The organism is Acinetobacter sp. WU_MDCI_Abxb74 (assembly GCF_025513915.1).
Taxonomy (GTDB): domain Bacteria; phylum Pseudomonadota; class Gammaproteobacteria; order Pseudomonadales; family Moraxellaceae; genus Acinetobacter; species Acinetobacter calcoaceticus_C.
In genome coordinates, this window is sequence record NZ_JAHPRP010000006.1 from 161476 (window position 1) to 178891 (window position 17416).

Consider the following 17416-nt stretch of genomic DNA (forward strand, 5'->3'; position numbering starts at 1 on the left):
TGCTTTAGACTAATTTTAAACATACTTAAATACTGATAAAAATGATGAAATTCTCTAGTCAACTCTTCCTGTTTTTACCCCTAGCTATGGGAATTGGTGTTGCCATGGCTTTTCAAACTGCTATTAATGCACAGCTCAGAGAACAATTACACTCGCCATTACAAGCAGCGCTCTTATCATTTTTTGTGGGAACTATTGTTTTGGCTATTATGGTTTTCTTTCAAAGCGCCGAGAAACCCACTTTAAGTGAAATATCCAATATTCCTTGGCTTCTTTGGACTGGAGGATTTCTTGGGGTTTATGCAATTAGCATGAGCATTTATACTGCACCTAAACTTGGTTTTTTAACCTTTACAGGGCTAGTCGTTTTTGGGCAAATCGTTATTTCTATGTTACTTGACCACTTTGGCTGGTTAGGTACAGAAAAGACACCTGTTACATGGCAACGGTTTCTTGGTGGGATCATCATTTTTGTCGGTGTTTTACTCACTTTGCAACGGTAGCTTCATTTGTATATTGATAAAGAGTACCTTTTGTGTCGAATGTCACGTCTTTTCGGTCTGAATTAAAACAACTCTTCCACTTAATGCTACCGATTTTAATTACCCAGTTTGCTCAAGCAGGCTTTGGGTTAATTGATACCATTATGGCGGGCCATTTATCCGCAACCGACTTAGCAGCAATTGCTGTAGGGGTCGGTTTATGGGTTCCAATCATGCTTCTGTTCAGCGGCATTATGATTGCAACTACACCCTTGGTAGCCGAAGCAAAAGGCGCAAGAAATACAGAGCAGATTCCTGTCGTTGTTCGTCAGTCATTATGGGTTGCTGTCATTTTAGGTGTACTGGCAATGCTCATTTTGCAGCTTATGCCTTTTTTCTTACACGTGTTCGGTGTACCAGAGAGCTTACGACCTAAAGCAAGCCTATTCTTGCATGCAATTGGCTTAGGTATGCCAGCTGTGACCATGTACGCAGCGCTACGTGGCTATTCAGAGGCATTAGGCCATCCACGCCCTGTCACAGCTATTAGCATGTTAGCTTTAGTTGTGTTGATCCCTCTTAACATGATCTTTATGCATGGATTAGGACCAATACCTGCGTTAGGTAGCGCGGGCTGTGGTTTTGCAACATCCATTTTACAATGGCTCATGCTGATTATATTAGCTGGCTATATTTATAAAGCCTCAGCTTATCGAAACACGTCTATTTTTGGCCGATTTGATAAAATTAATATGGCTTGGGTTAAAAGAATTTTACAGCTTGGTCTACCAATCGGTTTAGCTGTGTTCTTTGAGATTAGTATTTTTAGTACAGGTGCATTGGTACTTAGCCCACTTGGTGAAGTGTTTATTGCTGCACATCAAGTCGCAATTTCCGTTACCTCTGTGCTGTTTATGATTCCGCTTTCACTAGCCATTGCCTTAACCATCCGTGTCGGTACTTATTATGGTGAAAAGAACTGGGCTGCAATGTATCAGGTACAAAAGATTGGTCTCAGCACAGCAATATTTTTTGCCATATTAACCATGACTTTTATTGCTCTATGCCGTGAACAAATTATCTCGATTTATACTCAAGACTTAACCGTAGCTCCTGTTGCGATGTATTTACTCTGGTTTGCAATGGCATATCAATTGATGGATGCATTGCAAGTGAGTGCCGCAGGTTGTTTAAGAGGCATGCAAGATACTCAAGCACCGATGTGGATTACACTCATGGCATATTGGGTGATTGCTTTCCCTATTGGACTTTATTTAGCACGTTATACTCATTGGGGCGTAGCTGGTGTATGGCTAGGCTTGATTATTGGTTTAAGCATTGCCTGTGTGTTATTACTTTCAAGGCTCTATTTAAACACCAAACGTTTAAGCCAAACCTAATAAAAAAGCCGATGAAATATCGGCTTTTTTTTACTATGCAGATTTTGCTCTTGGGCTTGCTCCAATTTGCCAAACAAACGGTAAATCTGTACGGTTCACTTCCCAATCTCCAATTACTTTTTCTTTATAGATGAGTGGATTGTGTGAAGATACCGTTCGGGCATTACGCCAGAAACGGTCAAGTTGCTTGACCTGACTGCTTGCTGAAGCCCCCAATGCATTAAATAATTGACTGGTTAAATCGAGTACCAAATTAGAAATCACCACCTGTCCTTGCGCGGACTCAAGCTCAGCATCTACATTAAACTGATGCTCTTTCACTTCTAACTCACTAAAGTGACTTTCATAAGCCTTTTGTAGTGCTTCTGCTGTTTTTACGGTAATTGCTTGGCTCGCATAAGCTTGAGCAGAGGCTTTACCCACCACCTGTAAAACTTGCGGGTCGTGGCGAACTAAGTCTCCATTACCATGGCTAAAAATACGTTTCCGCTCCCGAATCTCTTGGCTAAAAGTTTCAACGGCGGCGTGTGCAATTCCTGTTAGGGTTGCAAGGTGTACGACCTGATAAAAAGCGGTCTGATATTTAAAACGTTGATCAAATGGAATGAGGTGCGAAGCTGGTAAATGAACCTGATGTACTTTTAAGGTGCCGCTACCCGTGGTTTTTTGCCCAAAACCATCCCAATCATCAATAACACTCACACCCGTTTCGTGACGGTAAATAGCGGCAATCACATGACGATCATTCACTTCATCATAAGCAAATAAGTCGATCCAGTCCGCAAAAATACTTCCAGTTGAATAATACTTTTCGCCGTTCACCACCAAGTTACCCGAAGCATCTTTAGTGACTCGTGTAACCACATCACCAATTTGTACATTACCAACTTCTGTCCATGCATTTCCGACTAAATCACCTTGTACAAAACGCTGAAACCAAACATCTTGCGAATGTTCTTTATGAGCAACTAAACGGTCTTCAACAAATGCAAAATGCCCACGTAAAGCTTGCACGATATTTGAGTCTGCTTGCGCAAGCTCAGCTAGAAGCTGGAAAAGCTGTGGCAATGACACCCCATCTCCACCATATTTAACCGGTACTCGTACAGCACCCAATTTCGCCTCTTTTAACCACTGAATGGGTTCAAAAGGTAAGATTCGTTCTTTTTCACGTTGAATTGCACCTTGGGCAATCTTTTCAAAAATCGGCCGAAATCTGCTTGCCACTTTCTCATAGTCGGCCCCTAGAGATAGTTCTTCTACTTCAATTTGTATTATTGTCATCGTTATTCTCCTAATCCTATTTTCTTCAATTTAGCTCCAAGCATGACGGGGTGGATAAATACCATTGAGATAGTAGTTTCCTACAAGGTGATATTTCCAACGTACTGGATCATGCAAAGTATGAGTACGAGCATTACGCCAATGACGATCCAGATTCAGTTCAGACAAAGTGGAACGTGTCCCTGACAACTCAAAAAGCTTATTGGCAGCTAAAATGGCAATTTCTGTGGTTAATACTTTTGCTTCGGCAACCAAAAGTGTGGCCTGATTTACAAGCTCTTCTGTCGTGTCGGCAATCGCTTGGTCAATCGCATCTCCTGCCAAATCTAATACCGCTTCTGCTGCACGCAGTTTTATTTTTAAATCACCAATATTGGCAATCGTGTAAGGGTCATCACTCGCTTTTTCCAAACCTGAGTCGACCCATGGGCGGCTATGATTTTTGACATAGTGAATTGTTTCTTCAATTGCACCACGCGCAATACCCGCATCCACTGCGGCTTGAATAAACTGAGAAATTGCACCTGCTGGTGTTGGTCGTTCAAACGCTTTATAAATCGGAACTAAATATTCTTCACGTACCGGCACTTGGTTTAACTCAACTGTGCCACTCGCGGTGGTACGTTGCCCAAAACCAGACCAATCATTAATAATATTAACTCCCGATGTTTCACGTGGCACTAAAGCAGCATAAGGTTGCCCTTCTTCATTCACCGCCACAATTGGAATCCAATGTGCAAGTAATGCTCCCGTTGCAAAGAATTTCTTGCCATTAATTTCATAACCGTGCTCGGTCTTTCGTAATGTTGTAGTGAGATCTGCAACCGTTTTGCTATTTTTTTCAGAAAAAGCATTGCCAAAGCGAATGCCTCTTAACACTAAATTAAAGAAGAACTGTTGTTGTTCTGGAGCTGCATCAAGTCTTAAATGTTCAATAAAAGCCAAGTGATTTTGAGGAAGCTGAGCCAGAGATGGGTCAACACTCGCAATTGTTTTAATCACCTCAGCCAAGGTCCGATATTTAACTTGCGCGCCCCCAAACTGCTTAGGAACCGTAATCGCCCACAAGCCACTTTGTGAGAATTGTTGAATTTCATTTAAGGGTAAACGGCGCTCTTTATCCCGAGCAGATGCCTCTTGAGCAAACTCTTGGGCAAGTTGTCTGGCAAGCTCAATGGCTTCTTCATCAAAGCGAATAATATGTGCATCTTTCGATTGCTCAAACACAGACAGTGGAACCGCTTGAGAACGCCCATGGGCCGAATTTAAACTTGTCATAACTTTTGTTATCTCTATTCTTATCTAACATGACATTCACCTTAGCATCAAAAAAACACACCTCTTATAGTTATTAAAGCTTTGTTTATGAAATGAATATTCAAAAGCTTTTCATATTTTTTACTATAAAAATAACATTTTGTTTTTCGAAAATTTTCTTACATGAGATAAACAATTTCGTATAGGCTTTTTAAGCTTTGTCACCTATGATCAAAACTACGCAGTATTATGTTGTAGTTAACGAGGTATCGAAGATATGGCAAAGAATGCAAGTTCACCTGGCAAACGTTTTATGAAACTTGCAGGGATGACCGCGAGCATTGCAACAAAAACCGTTTCTAATTCGATCCGAAACTTTAATGCAGACGAAGATCAGAAACTGGCTGCAAAAAGCAAACTATTTCAAGATATTGGTTTGCAAATTGCCGACACCTTAGGTGAAATGAAAGGCGCGGTCATGAAAGTTGGGCAAATTGCCTCACAATATAAAGACATTTTCCCGCCCGAAGTAGCCAAAGCAATTTCAAAACTACAACGCCAAGCCCCAGCAGTTCCTTTTGCCGCTATTCAACAACAAGTCGAAAAAGAACTTGGAAAGCCACTTAATGTTGCGTTTAAATCTTTTGATAGTGAACCTTTTGCCGCAGCTTCTATTGGGCAGGTTCATAAAGCAGTTCTTCTTAGTGGGGAACAAGTCGTAGTTAAAGTCCAATATCCTGGCGTTGATGAAGCCTGTGAAAGCGATTTAAAACAAGTACGTCTAGCACTGCGTTTAATGGGCGTACTTAAAATTGATAAAAAATTGCAAGATCAGCTTTTTGCAGAAATTCAAGACAGCCTTTCAGCAGAACTCAACTATGAAATTGAAGCTCAGAACCTTGAAGTTTTTAAAACATTCCATAGCCAACTAGACGACAAAATTATTATTCCAACGGTCTATAAAGATTATTCTTCAAGACGTATTTTGACACTCAGCCTCGAACAAGGTGACAGTATTGAAACTGCGAGCTCTTGGCCTATCGAAACTCGAAATGCCATTGGACGTCGTCTCATTCGTGCTTTAGGTCAGGAAATGTTCTTTTTAAAACGTTTTCACTGTGACCCTCACCCTGGTAATTTCGCTTTCCGCCAAGATGGTAGTGTCATTATTTATGACTATGGCAGTGTTAAAACACTTTCAAATGAAATTGTGCAAAACTTTAAACATCTGGTAAATGCAGCGCGTCATGAAAATATTGAGTTGCTTGAAACAGAGCTTGTAGCCTTACATTCCATTGTTGAAAAAGATAAGTTCCCGAGTGATTTATATAAGCTCTGGATTGAAATTTTATTACGTCCTTTAACCACAACCTATGATTTTGCTGAAAACTCATCACATCATGATGGCATGTTACTCGTGAAAAAATCATTAAAATATTGGGATGTCTTTAAACCATCTCCAGATACGCTCATGGTAAATCGTACAATTTCGGGCCATTACTGGAATTTGATTCACTTAAAAGTACACGACAATCTAAAAGATCTGTTCGAAGAACTCGTTCCACCTACACCATAACTTTTCCCAATGCACTCCTCACTAGATGCATTGACTTTACCTAATGTTATGTTATAACATTCCTATATTCAAAAATAATTAGGAGATCTCTCATGCGTAAAGATATTCATCCTGCTTATCAACAAGTGTTATTTCATGATACTAATGCAGATGCGTACTTCGTAATTGGTAGTACGATTCAGACGAAGCAAACTAAAGAATATCAAGGACAAGTCTATCCTTATGTCACCCTTGATATTTCAAGTGCATCACACCCTTTCTACACAGGTGAAGTACGCCAAGCCAGCAATGAAGGTCGTGTTGCAACCTTTAATAAACGCTTCGCTCGCTTTAATCGTAAGAGTTAATCTTACGTTAAGATTTGACCAATACACTTAAATCATTGGAAGCCTAAGACTATCTCCTCCACTTAGGCTTCTTTTTTTATGTCCGTTTTTCGACCTTTTTATATTGTGTATAAAAGAGAACTTATCCACAATTTGTGTAAAAACTCTTCTTATTTTGCCCACAACTCATCATTTTTTGTATTCGGCAAGCTTCCAAAGCTTTTATTCGATGCTATGCTTAAACCCTCATTTGATAGGAAGTTTTAAGATAATGGCACAAGAATTACTTGCCCAATTACAAGCAGGCACAGCAAAATTTTCAGACGTTTTAGCTCATATTGAAGCCCGCTACCAACATACTCCAACAGCTTTTCAAAATGGCGCACAGCATAACGCTGCTACTGAAAATCAAGGCAGTGCAAAAGTTTTCTCTTTTGCCAAGTTACAAGGTTTAGACCAAGCACAAACTTTGAGTTTATTTGCAGAACACTATGCATCTGTATTGGCTACACCAGAGGGGACTGATCATCAAAATATTCGCCAGTTTATGCAAAATGGTTGGGATGGTGTGAAGTTTGAAGGCCAGGCTTTAGCTGAAAAATAATAGAAGTGTCGTAATTCTTATTATTAGCACTGCCCTAGATGGAAGTGATATCCAAATAATGGATTGTATAGGCTAACCTTACTTTTCAAGGATGAAAAGTAACAAAAATCCTTTGTTCCGCTAATGCTACATCCATGTAGCACAGCGAAACGACGGCATCCATGCCGTCTGTCACGATAGTAAATGTCCAATTGTTATTTAAATTATTTGATTAATGTCTTGCATTGGATACTCGGGAAGTCATCAACAGCCTGACTCAAATCAGCAATATAATGTTTTTGCGACATATTTGATAAATGTAAACAGATAACAGGTTCTGTTGATGAAAATGGTTTTGCCTACTTTTGCCGAAACAAAAGTAGGTCGAGCCGACGGCTAATCCAGACATAAAACCTTATTGAAAAGACTCTACAGTAAACATTTCAACTGAAACAAATACTCAGTTGCCTGCTACCCAATAATAAGTCGCCAACCCCAAACACGTAAAAATTAACGATCCAATCAAATGAATAGAAATTCCCAAAATTGCCATGCCCAACTTACCACTTTGCAATAAAGTCACAATCTCAATTGAGAATGTAGAAAAAGTGGTTAAAGCACCACAAAAACCAGTAATCACAAAAAGTTTATAATTTGGACTTAAATCACTGTGAGCAAAATAGGCAATCGCAAAACCAATAATAAAACCACCGACTAAATTAACAGTGACGGTGCCAAGTGGAATTTGCGGATAAATCGAGTTGAGCTTTAAGCCCAAAAACCAACGCAGCCATGCCCCTAGAACAGAACCTAAAGCAATTGAAAGTAGAGAATAATACATAGGACTACCCCTTTAGATAGGCGCTAAAAGAGCAAAAAAGCATGAAGGATAAACTGACATCGCGTACTCCCAAAATAGCCGAGTACGCAATAACCTACGCACCTAACAATATAAATATATGAGGATCACGTAGGCATCATTAGCCAATACGGCGGTTTTTCTAGGGAGGAATGCCATCTCCCCTTGATCAGTATCTTAAAACAACTAAAAGTTGATTGAAATACTCTTTTCAACTCATGGGCGTTCAGCGTATTGAGGTAAATCGTCCTGAATACATTCCCACTCTGCTTTTGAAGCAGCAAAAATATGCATTGTCGGTTTTTGGTCTAATAGTGTATCAAGAGTACCAATTCTTAAACGATAAAGTTCAGGCTGTCCATCACGAGAGCTAATCAAAGGTGAACCACATTCACTACAGAACCAACGATACACACCTTCCACAGCAAATTTTTTGACTAAGTCCTCACCTTGAATGATTTTAAAGTCTCCACTTTTGACAGGAGCATTGGTCGCAAAGGCAGTGCCATTTGCTTTACGGCAGCGTTGGCAGTGACATTGAATAATATCCCCGATATCGCCTTTAATTTCATAACGAATACCTTGGCATAAACAGCTTCCCTGATAGACTGGTGATGCTTGAGACATGTGATCGCAACTCCTATTATTATTGATCGCTCAAAAATAACACTTTCCACATATCAAACAAAGCGCAAAATGAAGCGCTTATCGCTCCAAGAATGAATGCACACCCTCTCCCGCGGCTCGCCCTGTGGCAAAGCATGCTGTAAGCAAATAACCGCCAGTAGGCGCATCCCAATCCAGCATTTCACCGCAGCAAAATATACCTGACATCTGTTTGAGATTTAAACTTTCGGACAGTGCCTCTTGTTTAATACCCCCAGCACAGCTAATCGCTTCTTCAATAGGTCTAAAACCATCTAAGGCTATTTTTAATGACTTGATCTGCTCAGCCATTATTTCCGGTTGGTTCCATAGCGCTTTATCAACGACTTCTCGAATTAAGTTAATTTTGGCTGTATCTAATCCTGCTTTACGCCAAATATTCGTCAAAGATTGCTTTTTCCCAGCCTGTAATTTTTTTATAAGCTGGCTTAATTCAATATCGGGTAATAAGTCTAAAAATAGATTTAAGCTTTGTCCTTGTTTTTGTTGTGCTCGTAAGGCACGGCCCAGTTTATAGATCACACCACTTTCAAAACCATAGTGGGTAATCACAATATCACCTTGCACAATTTGACTTGGATCAACCCATGCATGTACACGCTTTAACGGCTCACCAAAACAGTTTTCCATAAAAGACGACCATGCATGTAAAACACCTGCATTACTCGGTTGGAAAGGCTCAATATTAGATGGGTCAATCCATTGTAGCCAAGCTCCGTCGCTGCCCAATTGAGACCACGACACAGCACCACAAGCCAACACGACCGCATCATATTGCTGGGTAAAAGTTTCAGTGTTTTGATTATTCTGATTTTCCAAAGTCACTGCTGTACCTTGTAAATCAATACAACGATGACGATAAAAAAATTTAACTTGCTGCTCTGCCAAGCGTTTTAGCCAAGCACGCAGTAAAGGCGCTGCTTTCATTTCGACAGGAAAAATACGACCCGAGCTGCCAACGTAAGATTCAATTCCAAGACTTTTCATCCAGCCTTGAATCCAGACTGCATCCCACTTTTCAACCCACGGCCTCAACCATTCAACATGGTCATAACGCTCAATAAACTGTGTTAAAGGTTCAGCATGCGAGATATTTAAACCAGTCTTACCAGCCATGAGAAACTTACGTGCAGCTGAAGGCTTTTGCTCATACACATCAATTTCATAAGCATATTGGCTTAACACTTCAGCAGCCATAAGACCTGCTGGGCCTGCACCAATAATAGCAACCCGCTTATTCACCATGCACTTGCCCTTGCAATGGTGCAAACTCATCAAAACGAGTTTTATAACCTTCAGGCTTGGTCATAATGAGTTGCTGACAAAGCTCGCCACGTTCTAAATATTTAATTTCAAAATGAGTACGTGCAGAGGTTTGGGCAATTTTTTCTTTTTGATACGGCAGCTTCCACACATTTAATAACTGCTGTTCTGCTTCTTCAATATATTCAGGAATATTACTTGCCAATGTAATGGTTCCACCTGTTTGCAGGCGTGAGATTAAGAATTCAAAAAATGGCATATTCAACCAGCGCTGTGCCGGATTATGTGGTTCTGGATTTGGATAGAGAATAAAGAAATGTTCAACTTGAGCAGGGTGTAAAGCGTGTACAACCCAAGGTAAAGCATCTGCATGTACAGGCACCAAATTATCTCTTGGTTCCAAACCATGCTGTTTTTGCATTGCCAAGAATTTTTCTCGGGTTCGTTCAATTGCATATAACGTATACTGTGGGTGTTGCCCGCTAAAGAGCAAAGCATGTTTACCCTTACCTGCACCAATTTCTACACAAATTGGAGTATTTTCAATTGGGGTAAAATCGCGAGGCGCTTGCATACGTTGTGCTTGAAATTGACGAATCGGCATAATCACATCAAACTAAATAAAAATCGGCACAAGTCTACCAAGACACCTGACTTTTGCCTAATCTATTTCTTTTCACAATGAAGGACATTGCCCTATGCCACGTACATTCCCCTGCCCACGTTGTGGTGGACCAAGTGTTTGGGAAGGTAATGAGTTTCGTCCGTTTTGCTCAGAACGCTGTAAATTAATTGATTTAGGAGCTTGGGCAAACGATGAATATAAATTGCCTACCCAAGATGCTCCTCAGCAAGACAAGGGTAGTCAAAATGAAGATGATTATGAGGATTAACCTGCTTTACCCGCGACAAACGGGTTAAATTGTTTTTCATAGCCAATGGTACTCATCGGACCATGTCCAGAAATAAACTGAGTATCATCTGGCAAACTAAAACATTCACGTTTAATCGATTCAATCAACTGATCATGATTGCCACGCGGGAAGTCTGTTCGTCCAATCGAACCTTTAAACAGAACATCACCCGTCCAAAGTAAGCCATGGTTTTTATTATAGAAAACAACATGTCCTGGTGTATGCCCCGGTGCAAAGCGCACCTCAAACTCATCTTCACCCAGTTTCAGTACTTCACCACCTTCAAGCCATTGATCGACTTTAACAGGTTGCGGAATTGGGAAGCCGTAACGTGCTGATACTTCCTGAATCATATCTAGCCAGAACTGATCTTCTTTATGTGGACCAATAACTGGAACGCTCCATTCTTTGGCAAGCTCACCTACCGCTCCAGCATGGTCTAAATGTCCATGAGTCAGCCAAAGTGCTTTTACCTTTAAACCTAAGGCTTCTACTTCTTTTTTCAAAACAGCAGCGTCACCACCAGCATCAATCAAAACTGCTTCTTTCGTTTCACTGTCCCAAACAAGGGAACAATTTTGGGCAAATGCAGTAACTGGAACAATTTTGACTTGCAACATAAAAACCTCTGGCTAAAACGCAATTAACGGTGGGCTAAGGTATAAGTGAGGGCATCAAGATTAGCCTGAACTAATCCTGCAAGCAAATCAATATGAGCCTGATCGCTATTTAAGGCAGGAATATAAGCGTAACTCCCACCACCTGCTTGTTGAAATAGCTCTGCATTTTGAATCGCTAATTCTTCTAAAGTTTCTAAACAATCGGCAGAAAAAGCTGGACTTAACACCTGAACGGACTTAACGCCCTGCTTTGCCCAATCTTGTAAAAGCTGATCGGTATAAGGTTTCACCCATTCTTGTTTTCCAAAACGTGACTGGAAGCTAATCGCCCATTCATCATCTTTTAAATGTAAGGCTTCGGCCACCAGCTTTGCTGTGATGCGACAACGGTCTGCATAAGGATCACCTTTGTCTGCATATGGCTGTGGTATACCATGAAAAGACATCAACAGTTTTTCAGGTTTGCCATGCTGCTCTTGGTAGACTAAAACACTTTCGGCTAATGCCTGAATAAACATGGGATGTTGATAATAATCTTTAATAATCGTCAGCCCCGGCAAATTCCGCTGTTTAGGAATCCATTTGGCAAACGCATCGTATAACGGCGCTGTAGATGTTGCAGAATATTGAGGAAACAAAGGTAATAAAATGACATGTTCTTGTGGATTGTCCGCTAACTTTTCCAGAACCTTATCAATGCCGGGATTCCCATAAGTCATTGCAGGCAGCACAGTCAAATCAAACTGTTTATTTTCACGTTCTAAATAAGCTTGCACACGTTTAGTTTGCTCAAACACAATTTCACGCATTGGCGAATCTGTTGACCATACTGAAGCATAGGCATGCGCTACTCTTTTCGGGCGAAAAGGTAAAACAAACAGATTTAAAATAATCCACCAGATCAGTTTCGGTATTTCAATCACACGTGAATCAGATAAAAACTGTTTTAAAAAACGGCGCACTGCAGGCACAGTCGCCTCATCTGGTGTGCCTAAATTCGCTAAAATGACAGTAACTTTCGGTTTTTGTTCAAACGACATGTGTAAATGCCTTTCAGTTCATCTTATGACACTAATGTAACAGTTTTCATTGTCATATATAAATTGAATCGCTCTAAGCTTTTAATCGAATGCCCCGATGATTCCATTTATAGCTCAGTAATATCTTTTGAGCTTTAGTCGTTAATTTCCATAGACCATATGATTGTTCAGTTTGAGTTGGAACAATCCAGCCTTGTGATTGCATTTGATTTTTAATTCGGAACAGTGCCTTGTGATTAATCTGTGCGCAAGCAACCGCATGTGCACGAGGTAATTCCTGACGAGCATCTTCTAAGCCAGCCTGATTTAAATATTCATTGAGACAAGCTGCAAAATTCTCTTCTGGCATCGCTGTTTCAAAGCGCTTTGCCAGCACGCTTAACAACTGAGACCACGTCATTTGCCGCTGTCGTTTAAGCTCTTTAAAGTTGCCATCCTGAAATGCTTGAATCTGATATTCAAATGCAAAAATATCTTGCGGTGCAACTTCTTTTAGCTGTGTTGACGGCTCGATTAGTCGCTGCTCTAACTGCGAAATTTTACTTTTTAATAGCTTAATTTCATCTTCTAACTGATGAGCTTGATATGCAGGAACCCAGCCTTGTCCCATGTGTTGCTCAACCATTAACGGTATATTTAAACGAATGACCAACTCAAGTTCACGTGGCGTTTTAAAGTAAAAAATATGCTCTGCTTCATGTAATAACTTTTTTCTAAATGCGAGAAATTTATCTTTAAGTTGAGGATGTATTTCTTGTAAATCTATTTCACGGTTTTCAGGCTGTTCATGCATGAACACAATAATCGGTTTCGCCTGACTTAACGCATATTCATATTCTAAAGACAGGTAACTCACACCAGAAATCGATTGTTCTCCATACTGACTGCCTAAAAGTAGGATTACATAATCACATTCATCAATCTGTCGACGTGCAAGTGTAGTGGTTAAAGGTGTTCGATGTTCTAATCCCCAGGCAAAGAAACCCATCCCCACCAAAGTTTGAGACAAAACCATACGCTCTGGCTGCATATCGCGGCCAGACGTTGAAATAAAAATCTGATAGCGCGTATCGAGCATAACAATACCCTTTCGCCCCATGATCTGTTCGTGACTTAATATCAGCCAAGATCATGAACCGCCCCAAATAAAATAATAAATCTAAAAAAACACTATTTTCTAAATAATACTCAAAAGATCAGTTCAGATTATGAAGTGTCCAAGTTAACTCTTGTGGAATCATATTTTGTAAAACAGGTTGCAGTGCCTCGGCATTATTGCCGCTGACATAACATTCAATACGTGCAACATTCTGACCTATTTGGTCACATAATAACGCATTTTTTATTAAAATACGGGCTGTTTGTCGGGCTACTGCTAATCCAGAATCAACCAGTGTGAATTGGTTATCAAAAAGATGATGAATTGCTTCATTTAAGAAAGGATAATGAGTGCAACCGAGCACTAAATAGTCTGCTCCTTGGTCAGCGGCAGGCTGTAAAACCTCTTTTAATGCATTTAAACATGCCTCGCCCATTTGCTGCCCTGCTTCCACACAAGGAACAAGTTCGAGGTTGGTTAAAGTCATCACTTTAACACCTGCTGGAATAGCAAACTTTTCAACAACATCTTTAATGAGTTGTCCACGAAAAGTAGCAGGTGTCGCCAACACGGCAACCACTTTAGAACGGGTTTGTAAGACTGCTGGTTTTAACGCTGGAACTAACCCAACAATTGGAAAGTGTTCGCCATAATGCTCACGTAAATGGTCAAGGCTAAATGCTGAAGCAGTGTTACAGGCAACCACCGCAATTTTGCAACCCTGACGGTATAACCAGTCAACAGCACGAGCAGTAAGTTCTCTAATTTCTTCATCGGAACGTGGGCCATAAGGAACATAAGCTGTATCGGCATAATACACAATGCGTTCGTTTGGCAAATATCTGGCAATTTCTGCTGCAACCGATATTCCGCCAATTCCCGAGTCAAAAATACCAATTGGAGCATCAGCAGATGCGTTAGGCATAGGTTCTAGATCGGTAAATAGGGGTTGTATGGCTGTCATGGCTGTACTGAAGTGTCAGAAAATTTCACTTCCTAAAGCTTAAACCTCAAGTGCCTAATTGCAAGAGCAAATTACCACTTTTTAACTCTAAAACGGTTTCACCTTTATCATTTTCAATCAGTGTTCCATAGTTCACTAAGTGATAAAAAGACTGGCGTTGAATAAGGGCATTAATTCCAAAACGCACATGCACATAAGGACGCAATTCCCCGTCATATTCACGCATAAAAATTGGATGTTCAGCATCGACCAAAATCACATCTTGATTCGTCGTGGTCAGTTGTAAAAACTGCTCACCTGAAATTTCAACTTGATCTACCTGATTGACTAATAAAGGTTCATCTTCGACCTCAATTTCAATTTGTTCTACGGGGGTTTTCAGGTAGAATTTACCCTCTTCTTTCCATAGGACTTTGGTAAATAGATCTAATAGGGCTTGGCGCTTAATTAATTGACCTTCGTGCCACCATTCTCCATTGGCTTTAACCGTCAAATCCATTTTGCCGCAATGCTTTGGATGCCACTGCTCTAAAGGTGGAATTGACCTTTTGTGACTTTGCTGTACACCTTTTAAGTATTGTGCAATGTTCATTAAGTTTTTATCATCAGATAACGGTATTTTTCCCATATCCGATGGGGAATTATTTTGATTTACCATAGTTTATGCCTTGCTGACGAAAAAATATGACGACTCAGCCAATTGGCTAGATCATGGTTTAAAACTATACTAGCCAAAACGATAAAAGGCACAATAGCATATTTGCGCCTATGGATTAAAACACTCACGGCAGCACCGAATTTCTGAATATGACGGTTGCCACCTTTAAGTATTGAGGAGTCCTACATGGAACACATCGAACGTGAATCGATGGAGTTTGACGTTGTCATCGTAGGTGCAGGACCTGCAGGTCTGTCTGCTGCGATTAAGATCCGTCAATTAGCGATTGAAAAAAACTTACCCGATCTTTCTGTTTGTGTAGTTGAAAAAGGCTCTGAAGTAGGTGCGCATATCTTGTCTGGTGCTGTGCTTGAGCCACGTGCCATCAACGAACTTTTCCCGAACTGGAAAGAAGAAGGTGCGCCTCTTAACGTACCTGTAACTGAAGACAAAACTTTCTTCTTGTTATCAGACACCACATCTAAAGAAGTGCCTCACTGGATGGTTCCTAAAACCATGCATAACGATGGCAACTATGTTATCTCTTTAGGTAACGTGGTTCGCTGGTTAGGCCAAAAAGCTGAAGAATTAGAAGTATCTATCTTCCCAGGATTTGCTGCATCTGAAGTGCTTTACCATGAAGATGGTACTGTAAAAGGTATTCAAACAGGCGACATGGGTATTGGTAAAGATGGCGAGCCAACGCATAACTTTACTCCGGGCTATGAACTTCACGCTAAATATACCCTCTTTGCTGAAGGTTGCCGTGGTCACTTAGGTAAACGCCTGATTGCTAAATACAACCTCGATAAAAATGTTGATCCTCAACACTACGGTATCGGGATTAAAGAGCTTTGGGAAATCGACCCTGCGAAACATAAACCGGGCTTAGTTATGCACGGTGCAGGCTGGCCATTGGCTGAAACTGCTTCTTCTGGTGGCTGGTGGTTATACCACGCTGAAAACAACCAAGTCACTTTGGGTATGATCGTGGACTTGTCATATGAAAATCCACACATGTATCCATTTATGGAAATGCAGCGCTGGAAAACTCATCCACTGATTAAACAGTTTCTAGAAGGCGGTAAACGTATTTCTTACGGCGCACGTGCTGTAGTAAAAGGCGGTTTCAACTCATTACCTAAATTGACTTTCCCAGGCGGTTGCTTGATTGGTGATGATGCAGGTTTCTTAAACTTTGCAAAAATCAAAGGCTCTCACACTGCCATGAAATCAGGCATGTTATGTGGTGAAGCTGTATTTGAAGCCATTGCTGCCGGTGTAGAAAAAGGCGGTGACCTTGCCATTGCACGTGTTACCGAAGGCGAAGATTTATTCACTAAAGAATTAACTTCATACACTGACAAATTCAACAACAGCTGGTTAAAAGAAGAGCTTTATAACTCTCGTAACTTTGGTCCAGCAATGCACAAGTTTGGTCAGTGGATTGGTGGTGCATTTAACTTTATCGACCAGAATGTCTTTAAAGTTCCATTTACTTTGCATGACTTGAAGCAAGACTTCGCTGTATTGAAAACTGTTGATGCGACCAGCTTCAAACCAAACTATCCAAAACCAGATGGCAAGTTAACTTTTGACCGCCTATCTTCTGTGTTTATTTCAAACACTGTTCATGAAGAAAACCAGCCAGCTCACTTGAAGCTGACTGATCCTTCAATTCCAGTGAATGTAAACTTACCGAAATGGGATGAGCCTGCACAACGCTACTGCCCAGCTGGTGTTTACGAAATTATGGAAGATAATGATGGTTCTAAACGCTTCCAGATTAACGCAGCGAACTGTGTTCACTGTAAGACCTGTGATATTAAAGACCCATCTCAAAACATCACATGGGTAACGCCTGAAGGCGGCGGTGGTCCGAATTACCCTAACATGTAATAGAACAGCCACCTTCTCTGCAAAATCATAGCTTTTGCACTTACGGCAGGACAAAGCGCTGCTTTGTTCTTCCTGCCTCAGGTGGTGGTGGTCCAAACTATCCAAACATGCAATATAAAAAGCCCCGATTATTCGGGGCTTTTATTCATTTAAAGCTAGAACAACCTTATCCTTTCTGTACCAGATAACGGTATTCTTTATGGTTCTGTTCATCCAGAACTTCTTCTTTGAGCAATAATTCATGCCCTAAATGCATACAAAACTTTGGGATATCCCACGAAGTCGAAGGATCAGTTGCTAACACTTCAACAACATCTCCTGATTTTGCTTTACGAATCGCCTGATGCAACATCATGACAGGTTCAGGACAACGTAAACCACGTGTATTAATTTGGACAGTAGGTGAAATGGATTGTTCCGACATAACAAACTCGAACAAATAGAATTTTCACATTTTAGCATAAACAAATTACTGACCTATTAACTGTAACTAGCATTTACATAACAATATGCGTTTTGTCTTTTA

The 17416-nt window shown here is 40.6% G+C and carries 19 protein-coding genes and 1 riboswitch; of the genes, 7 read left to right on the forward strand and 12 right to left on the reverse strand.

What is annotated here, in order from left to right; genetic code table 11:
* Positions 1 to 41: 41 nt before the first annotated feature.
* Both KTH84_RS12105 and abeM read left to right on the forward strand, forming a co-directional pair.
* Entirely contained in the window at positions 42 to 503 is a 462-nt protein-coding gene (locus KTH84_RS12105; RefSeq protein ID WP_042894640.1) for a DMT family transporter, read from the forward strand.
* Positions 504 to 535: 32 nt separating this feature from the next.
* Complete coding sequence (gene abeM, locus KTH84_RS12110) at positions 536 to 1882, forward strand: multidrug efflux MATE transporter AbeM (RefSeq protein ID WP_262473282.1); 1347 nt, start codon at positions 536 to 538, stop codon at positions 1880 to 1882.
* A 33-nt stretch (positions 1883 to 1915) separates the two neighbouring features.
* Here the strand turns inward: abeM and KTH84_RS12115 are convergent, their stop codons facing one another.
* Both KTH84_RS12115 and KTH84_RS12120 read right to left on the reverse strand, forming a co-directional pair.
* Entirely contained in the window at positions 1916 to 3166 is a 1251-nt protein-coding gene (locus KTH84_RS12115) for a monooxygenase (protein ID WP_262473284.1), read from the reverse strand.
* A 30-nt stretch (positions 3167 to 3196) separates the two neighbouring features.
* Complete coding sequence (locus KTH84_RS12120) at positions 3197 to 4444, reverse strand: SfnB family sulfur acquisition oxidoreductase (RefSeq protein ID WP_202742550.1); 1248 nt, start codon at positions 4442 to 4444, stop codon at positions 3197 to 3199.
* 256 nt (positions 4445 to 4700) lie between these two features.
* On the opposite strand from KTH84_RS12120, the gene KTH84_RS12125 reads away from it, so the two are divergent.
* The 3 genes from KTH84_RS12125 (at position 4701) to KTH84_RS12135 (ending at position 6929) form a co-directional block, all read left to right on the forward strand.
* The gene (locus tag KTH84_RS12125; protein WP_042894629.1) at positions 4701 to 5999 is read left to right on the forward strand and encodes an ABC1 kinase family protein; all 1299 of its coding nucleotides are present in this window, start codon (positions 4701 to 4703) and stop codon (positions 5997 to 5999) included.
* 92 nt (positions 6000 to 6091) lie between these two features.
* Positions 6092 to 6346 (forward strand): type B 50S ribosomal protein L31, encoded by a 255-nt coding sequence (locus tag KTH84_RS12130; protein ID WP_042894627.1) that lies wholly within the window; start codon positions 6092 to 6094, stop codon positions 6344 to 6346.
* Between the two features lie 250 nt (positions 6347 to 6596).
* Positions 6597 to 6929 (forward strand): HopJ type III effector protein, encoded by a 333-nt coding sequence (locus tag KTH84_RS12135; RefSeq protein ID WP_016144213.1) that lies wholly within the window; start codon positions 6597 to 6599, stop codon positions 6927 to 6929.
* A gap of 439 nt (positions 6930 to 7368) precedes the next feature.
* Here the strand turns inward: KTH84_RS12135 and crcB are convergent, their stop codons facing one another.
* The 4 genes from crcB to KTH84_RS12155 all read right to left on the reverse strand — a co-directional run bounded on the left by crcB (position 7369) and on the right by KTH84_RS12155 (position 10306).
* Complete coding sequence (gene crcB, locus KTH84_RS12140; RefSeq protein ID WP_262473288.1) at positions 7369 to 7749, reverse strand: fluoride efflux transporter CrcB; 381 nt, start codon at positions 7747 to 7749, stop codon at positions 7369 to 7371.
* Positions 7750 to 7872: 123 nt separating this feature from the next.
* Positions 7873 to 7939, reverse strand: a riboswitch (Fluoride riboswitch).
* Positions 7940 to 7983: 44 nt separating this feature from the next.
* Positions 7984 to 8394, reverse strand: coding sequence for a GFA family protein (locus KTH84_RS12145; protein ID WP_262473289.1), 411 nt, complete (start codon positions 8392 to 8394; stop codon positions 7984 to 7986).
* Positions 8395 to 8472: 78 nt separating this feature from the next.
* Positions 8473 to 9678 (reverse strand): TIGR03862 family flavoprotein, encoded by a 1206-nt coding sequence (locus KTH84_RS12150; protein ID WP_262473291.1) that lies wholly within the window; start codon positions 9676 to 9678, stop codon positions 8473 to 8475.
* Positions 9668 to 10306 (reverse strand): tRNA (guanine-N(7)-)-methyltransferase, encoded by a 639-nt coding sequence (locus tag KTH84_RS12155; RefSeq protein WP_262473293.1) that lies wholly within the window; start codon positions 10304 to 10306, stop codon positions 9668 to 9670. Before KTH84_RS12155 ends, KTH84_RS12150 begins: the two co-directional genes overlap by 11 nt.
* Before the next feature lie 88 nt (positions 10307 to 10394).
* Between KTH84_RS12155 and KTH84_RS12160 the strand changes: the two genes are divergently transcribed.
* The gene (locus KTH84_RS12160) at positions 10395 to 10589 is read left to right on the forward strand and encodes a DNA gyrase inhibitor YacG (RefSeq protein ID WP_042894610.1); all 195 of its coding nucleotides are present in this window, start codon (positions 10395 to 10397) and stop codon (positions 10587 to 10589) included.
* Here the strand turns inward: KTH84_RS12160 and KTH84_RS12165 are convergent.
* From KTH84_RS12165 to KTH84_RS12185, 5 genes are all read right to left on the reverse strand, one after another.
* Positions 10586 to 11230 (reverse strand): MBL fold metallo-hydrolase, encoded by a 645-nt coding sequence (locus KTH84_RS12165; protein ID WP_005045031.1) that lies wholly within the window; start codon positions 11228 to 11230, stop codon positions 10586 to 10588. The genes KTH84_RS12160 and KTH84_RS12165 overlap by 4 nt on opposite strands.
* 23 nt (positions 11231 to 11253) lie before the next feature.
* Positions 11254 to 12270 carry a ferrochelatase gene (gene hemH / locus KTH84_RS12170; RefSeq protein ID WP_262473295.1) on the reverse strand — a complete coding sequence of 339 codons (1017 nt, stop codon included), beginning with the start codon at positions 12268 to 12270 and terminating at the stop codon, positions 11254 to 11256.
* 73 nt (positions 12271 to 12343) lie between these two features.
* A complete protein-coding gene (locus KTH84_RS12175; protein WP_042894602.1) occupies positions 12344 to 13348 on the reverse strand; it encodes a DUF4062 domain-containing protein in 1005 nt (334 codons plus the stop codon).
* Between the two features lie 118 nt (positions 13349 to 13466).
* The gene (gene murI / locus KTH84_RS12180) at positions 13467 to 14333 is read right to left on the reverse strand and encodes a glutamate racemase (RefSeq protein WP_042894598.1); all 867 of its coding nucleotides are present in this window, start codon (positions 14331 to 14333) and stop codon (positions 13467 to 13469) included.
* A 46-nt stretch (positions 14334 to 14379) separates the two neighbouring features.
* Entirely contained in the window at positions 14380 to 14991 is a 612-nt protein-coding gene (locus tag KTH84_RS12185; RefSeq protein WP_133975608.1) for a DUF1285 domain-containing protein, read from the reverse strand.
* A gap of 186 nt (positions 14992 to 15177) precedes the next feature.
* Between KTH84_RS12185 and KTH84_RS12190 the strand changes: the two genes are divergently transcribed.
* Positions 15178 to 16890, forward strand: coding sequence for an electron transfer flavoprotein-ubiquinone oxidoreductase (locus KTH84_RS12190; RefSeq protein ID WP_262473299.1), 1713 nt, complete (start codon positions 15178 to 15180; stop codon positions 16888 to 16890).
* Between the two features lie 166 nt (positions 16891 to 17056).
* On the opposite strand, the gene tusA is transcribed toward KTH84_RS12190, so the two are convergent.
* Positions 17057 to 17314: a sulfurtransferase TusA gene (tusA, locus tag KTH84_RS12195; RefSeq protein ID WP_133975612.1), complete on the reverse strand. Its 258-nt coding sequence runs from the start codon at positions 17312 to 17314 to the stop codon at positions 17057 to 17059.
* Positions 17315 to 17416 lie beyond the last annotated feature (102 nt).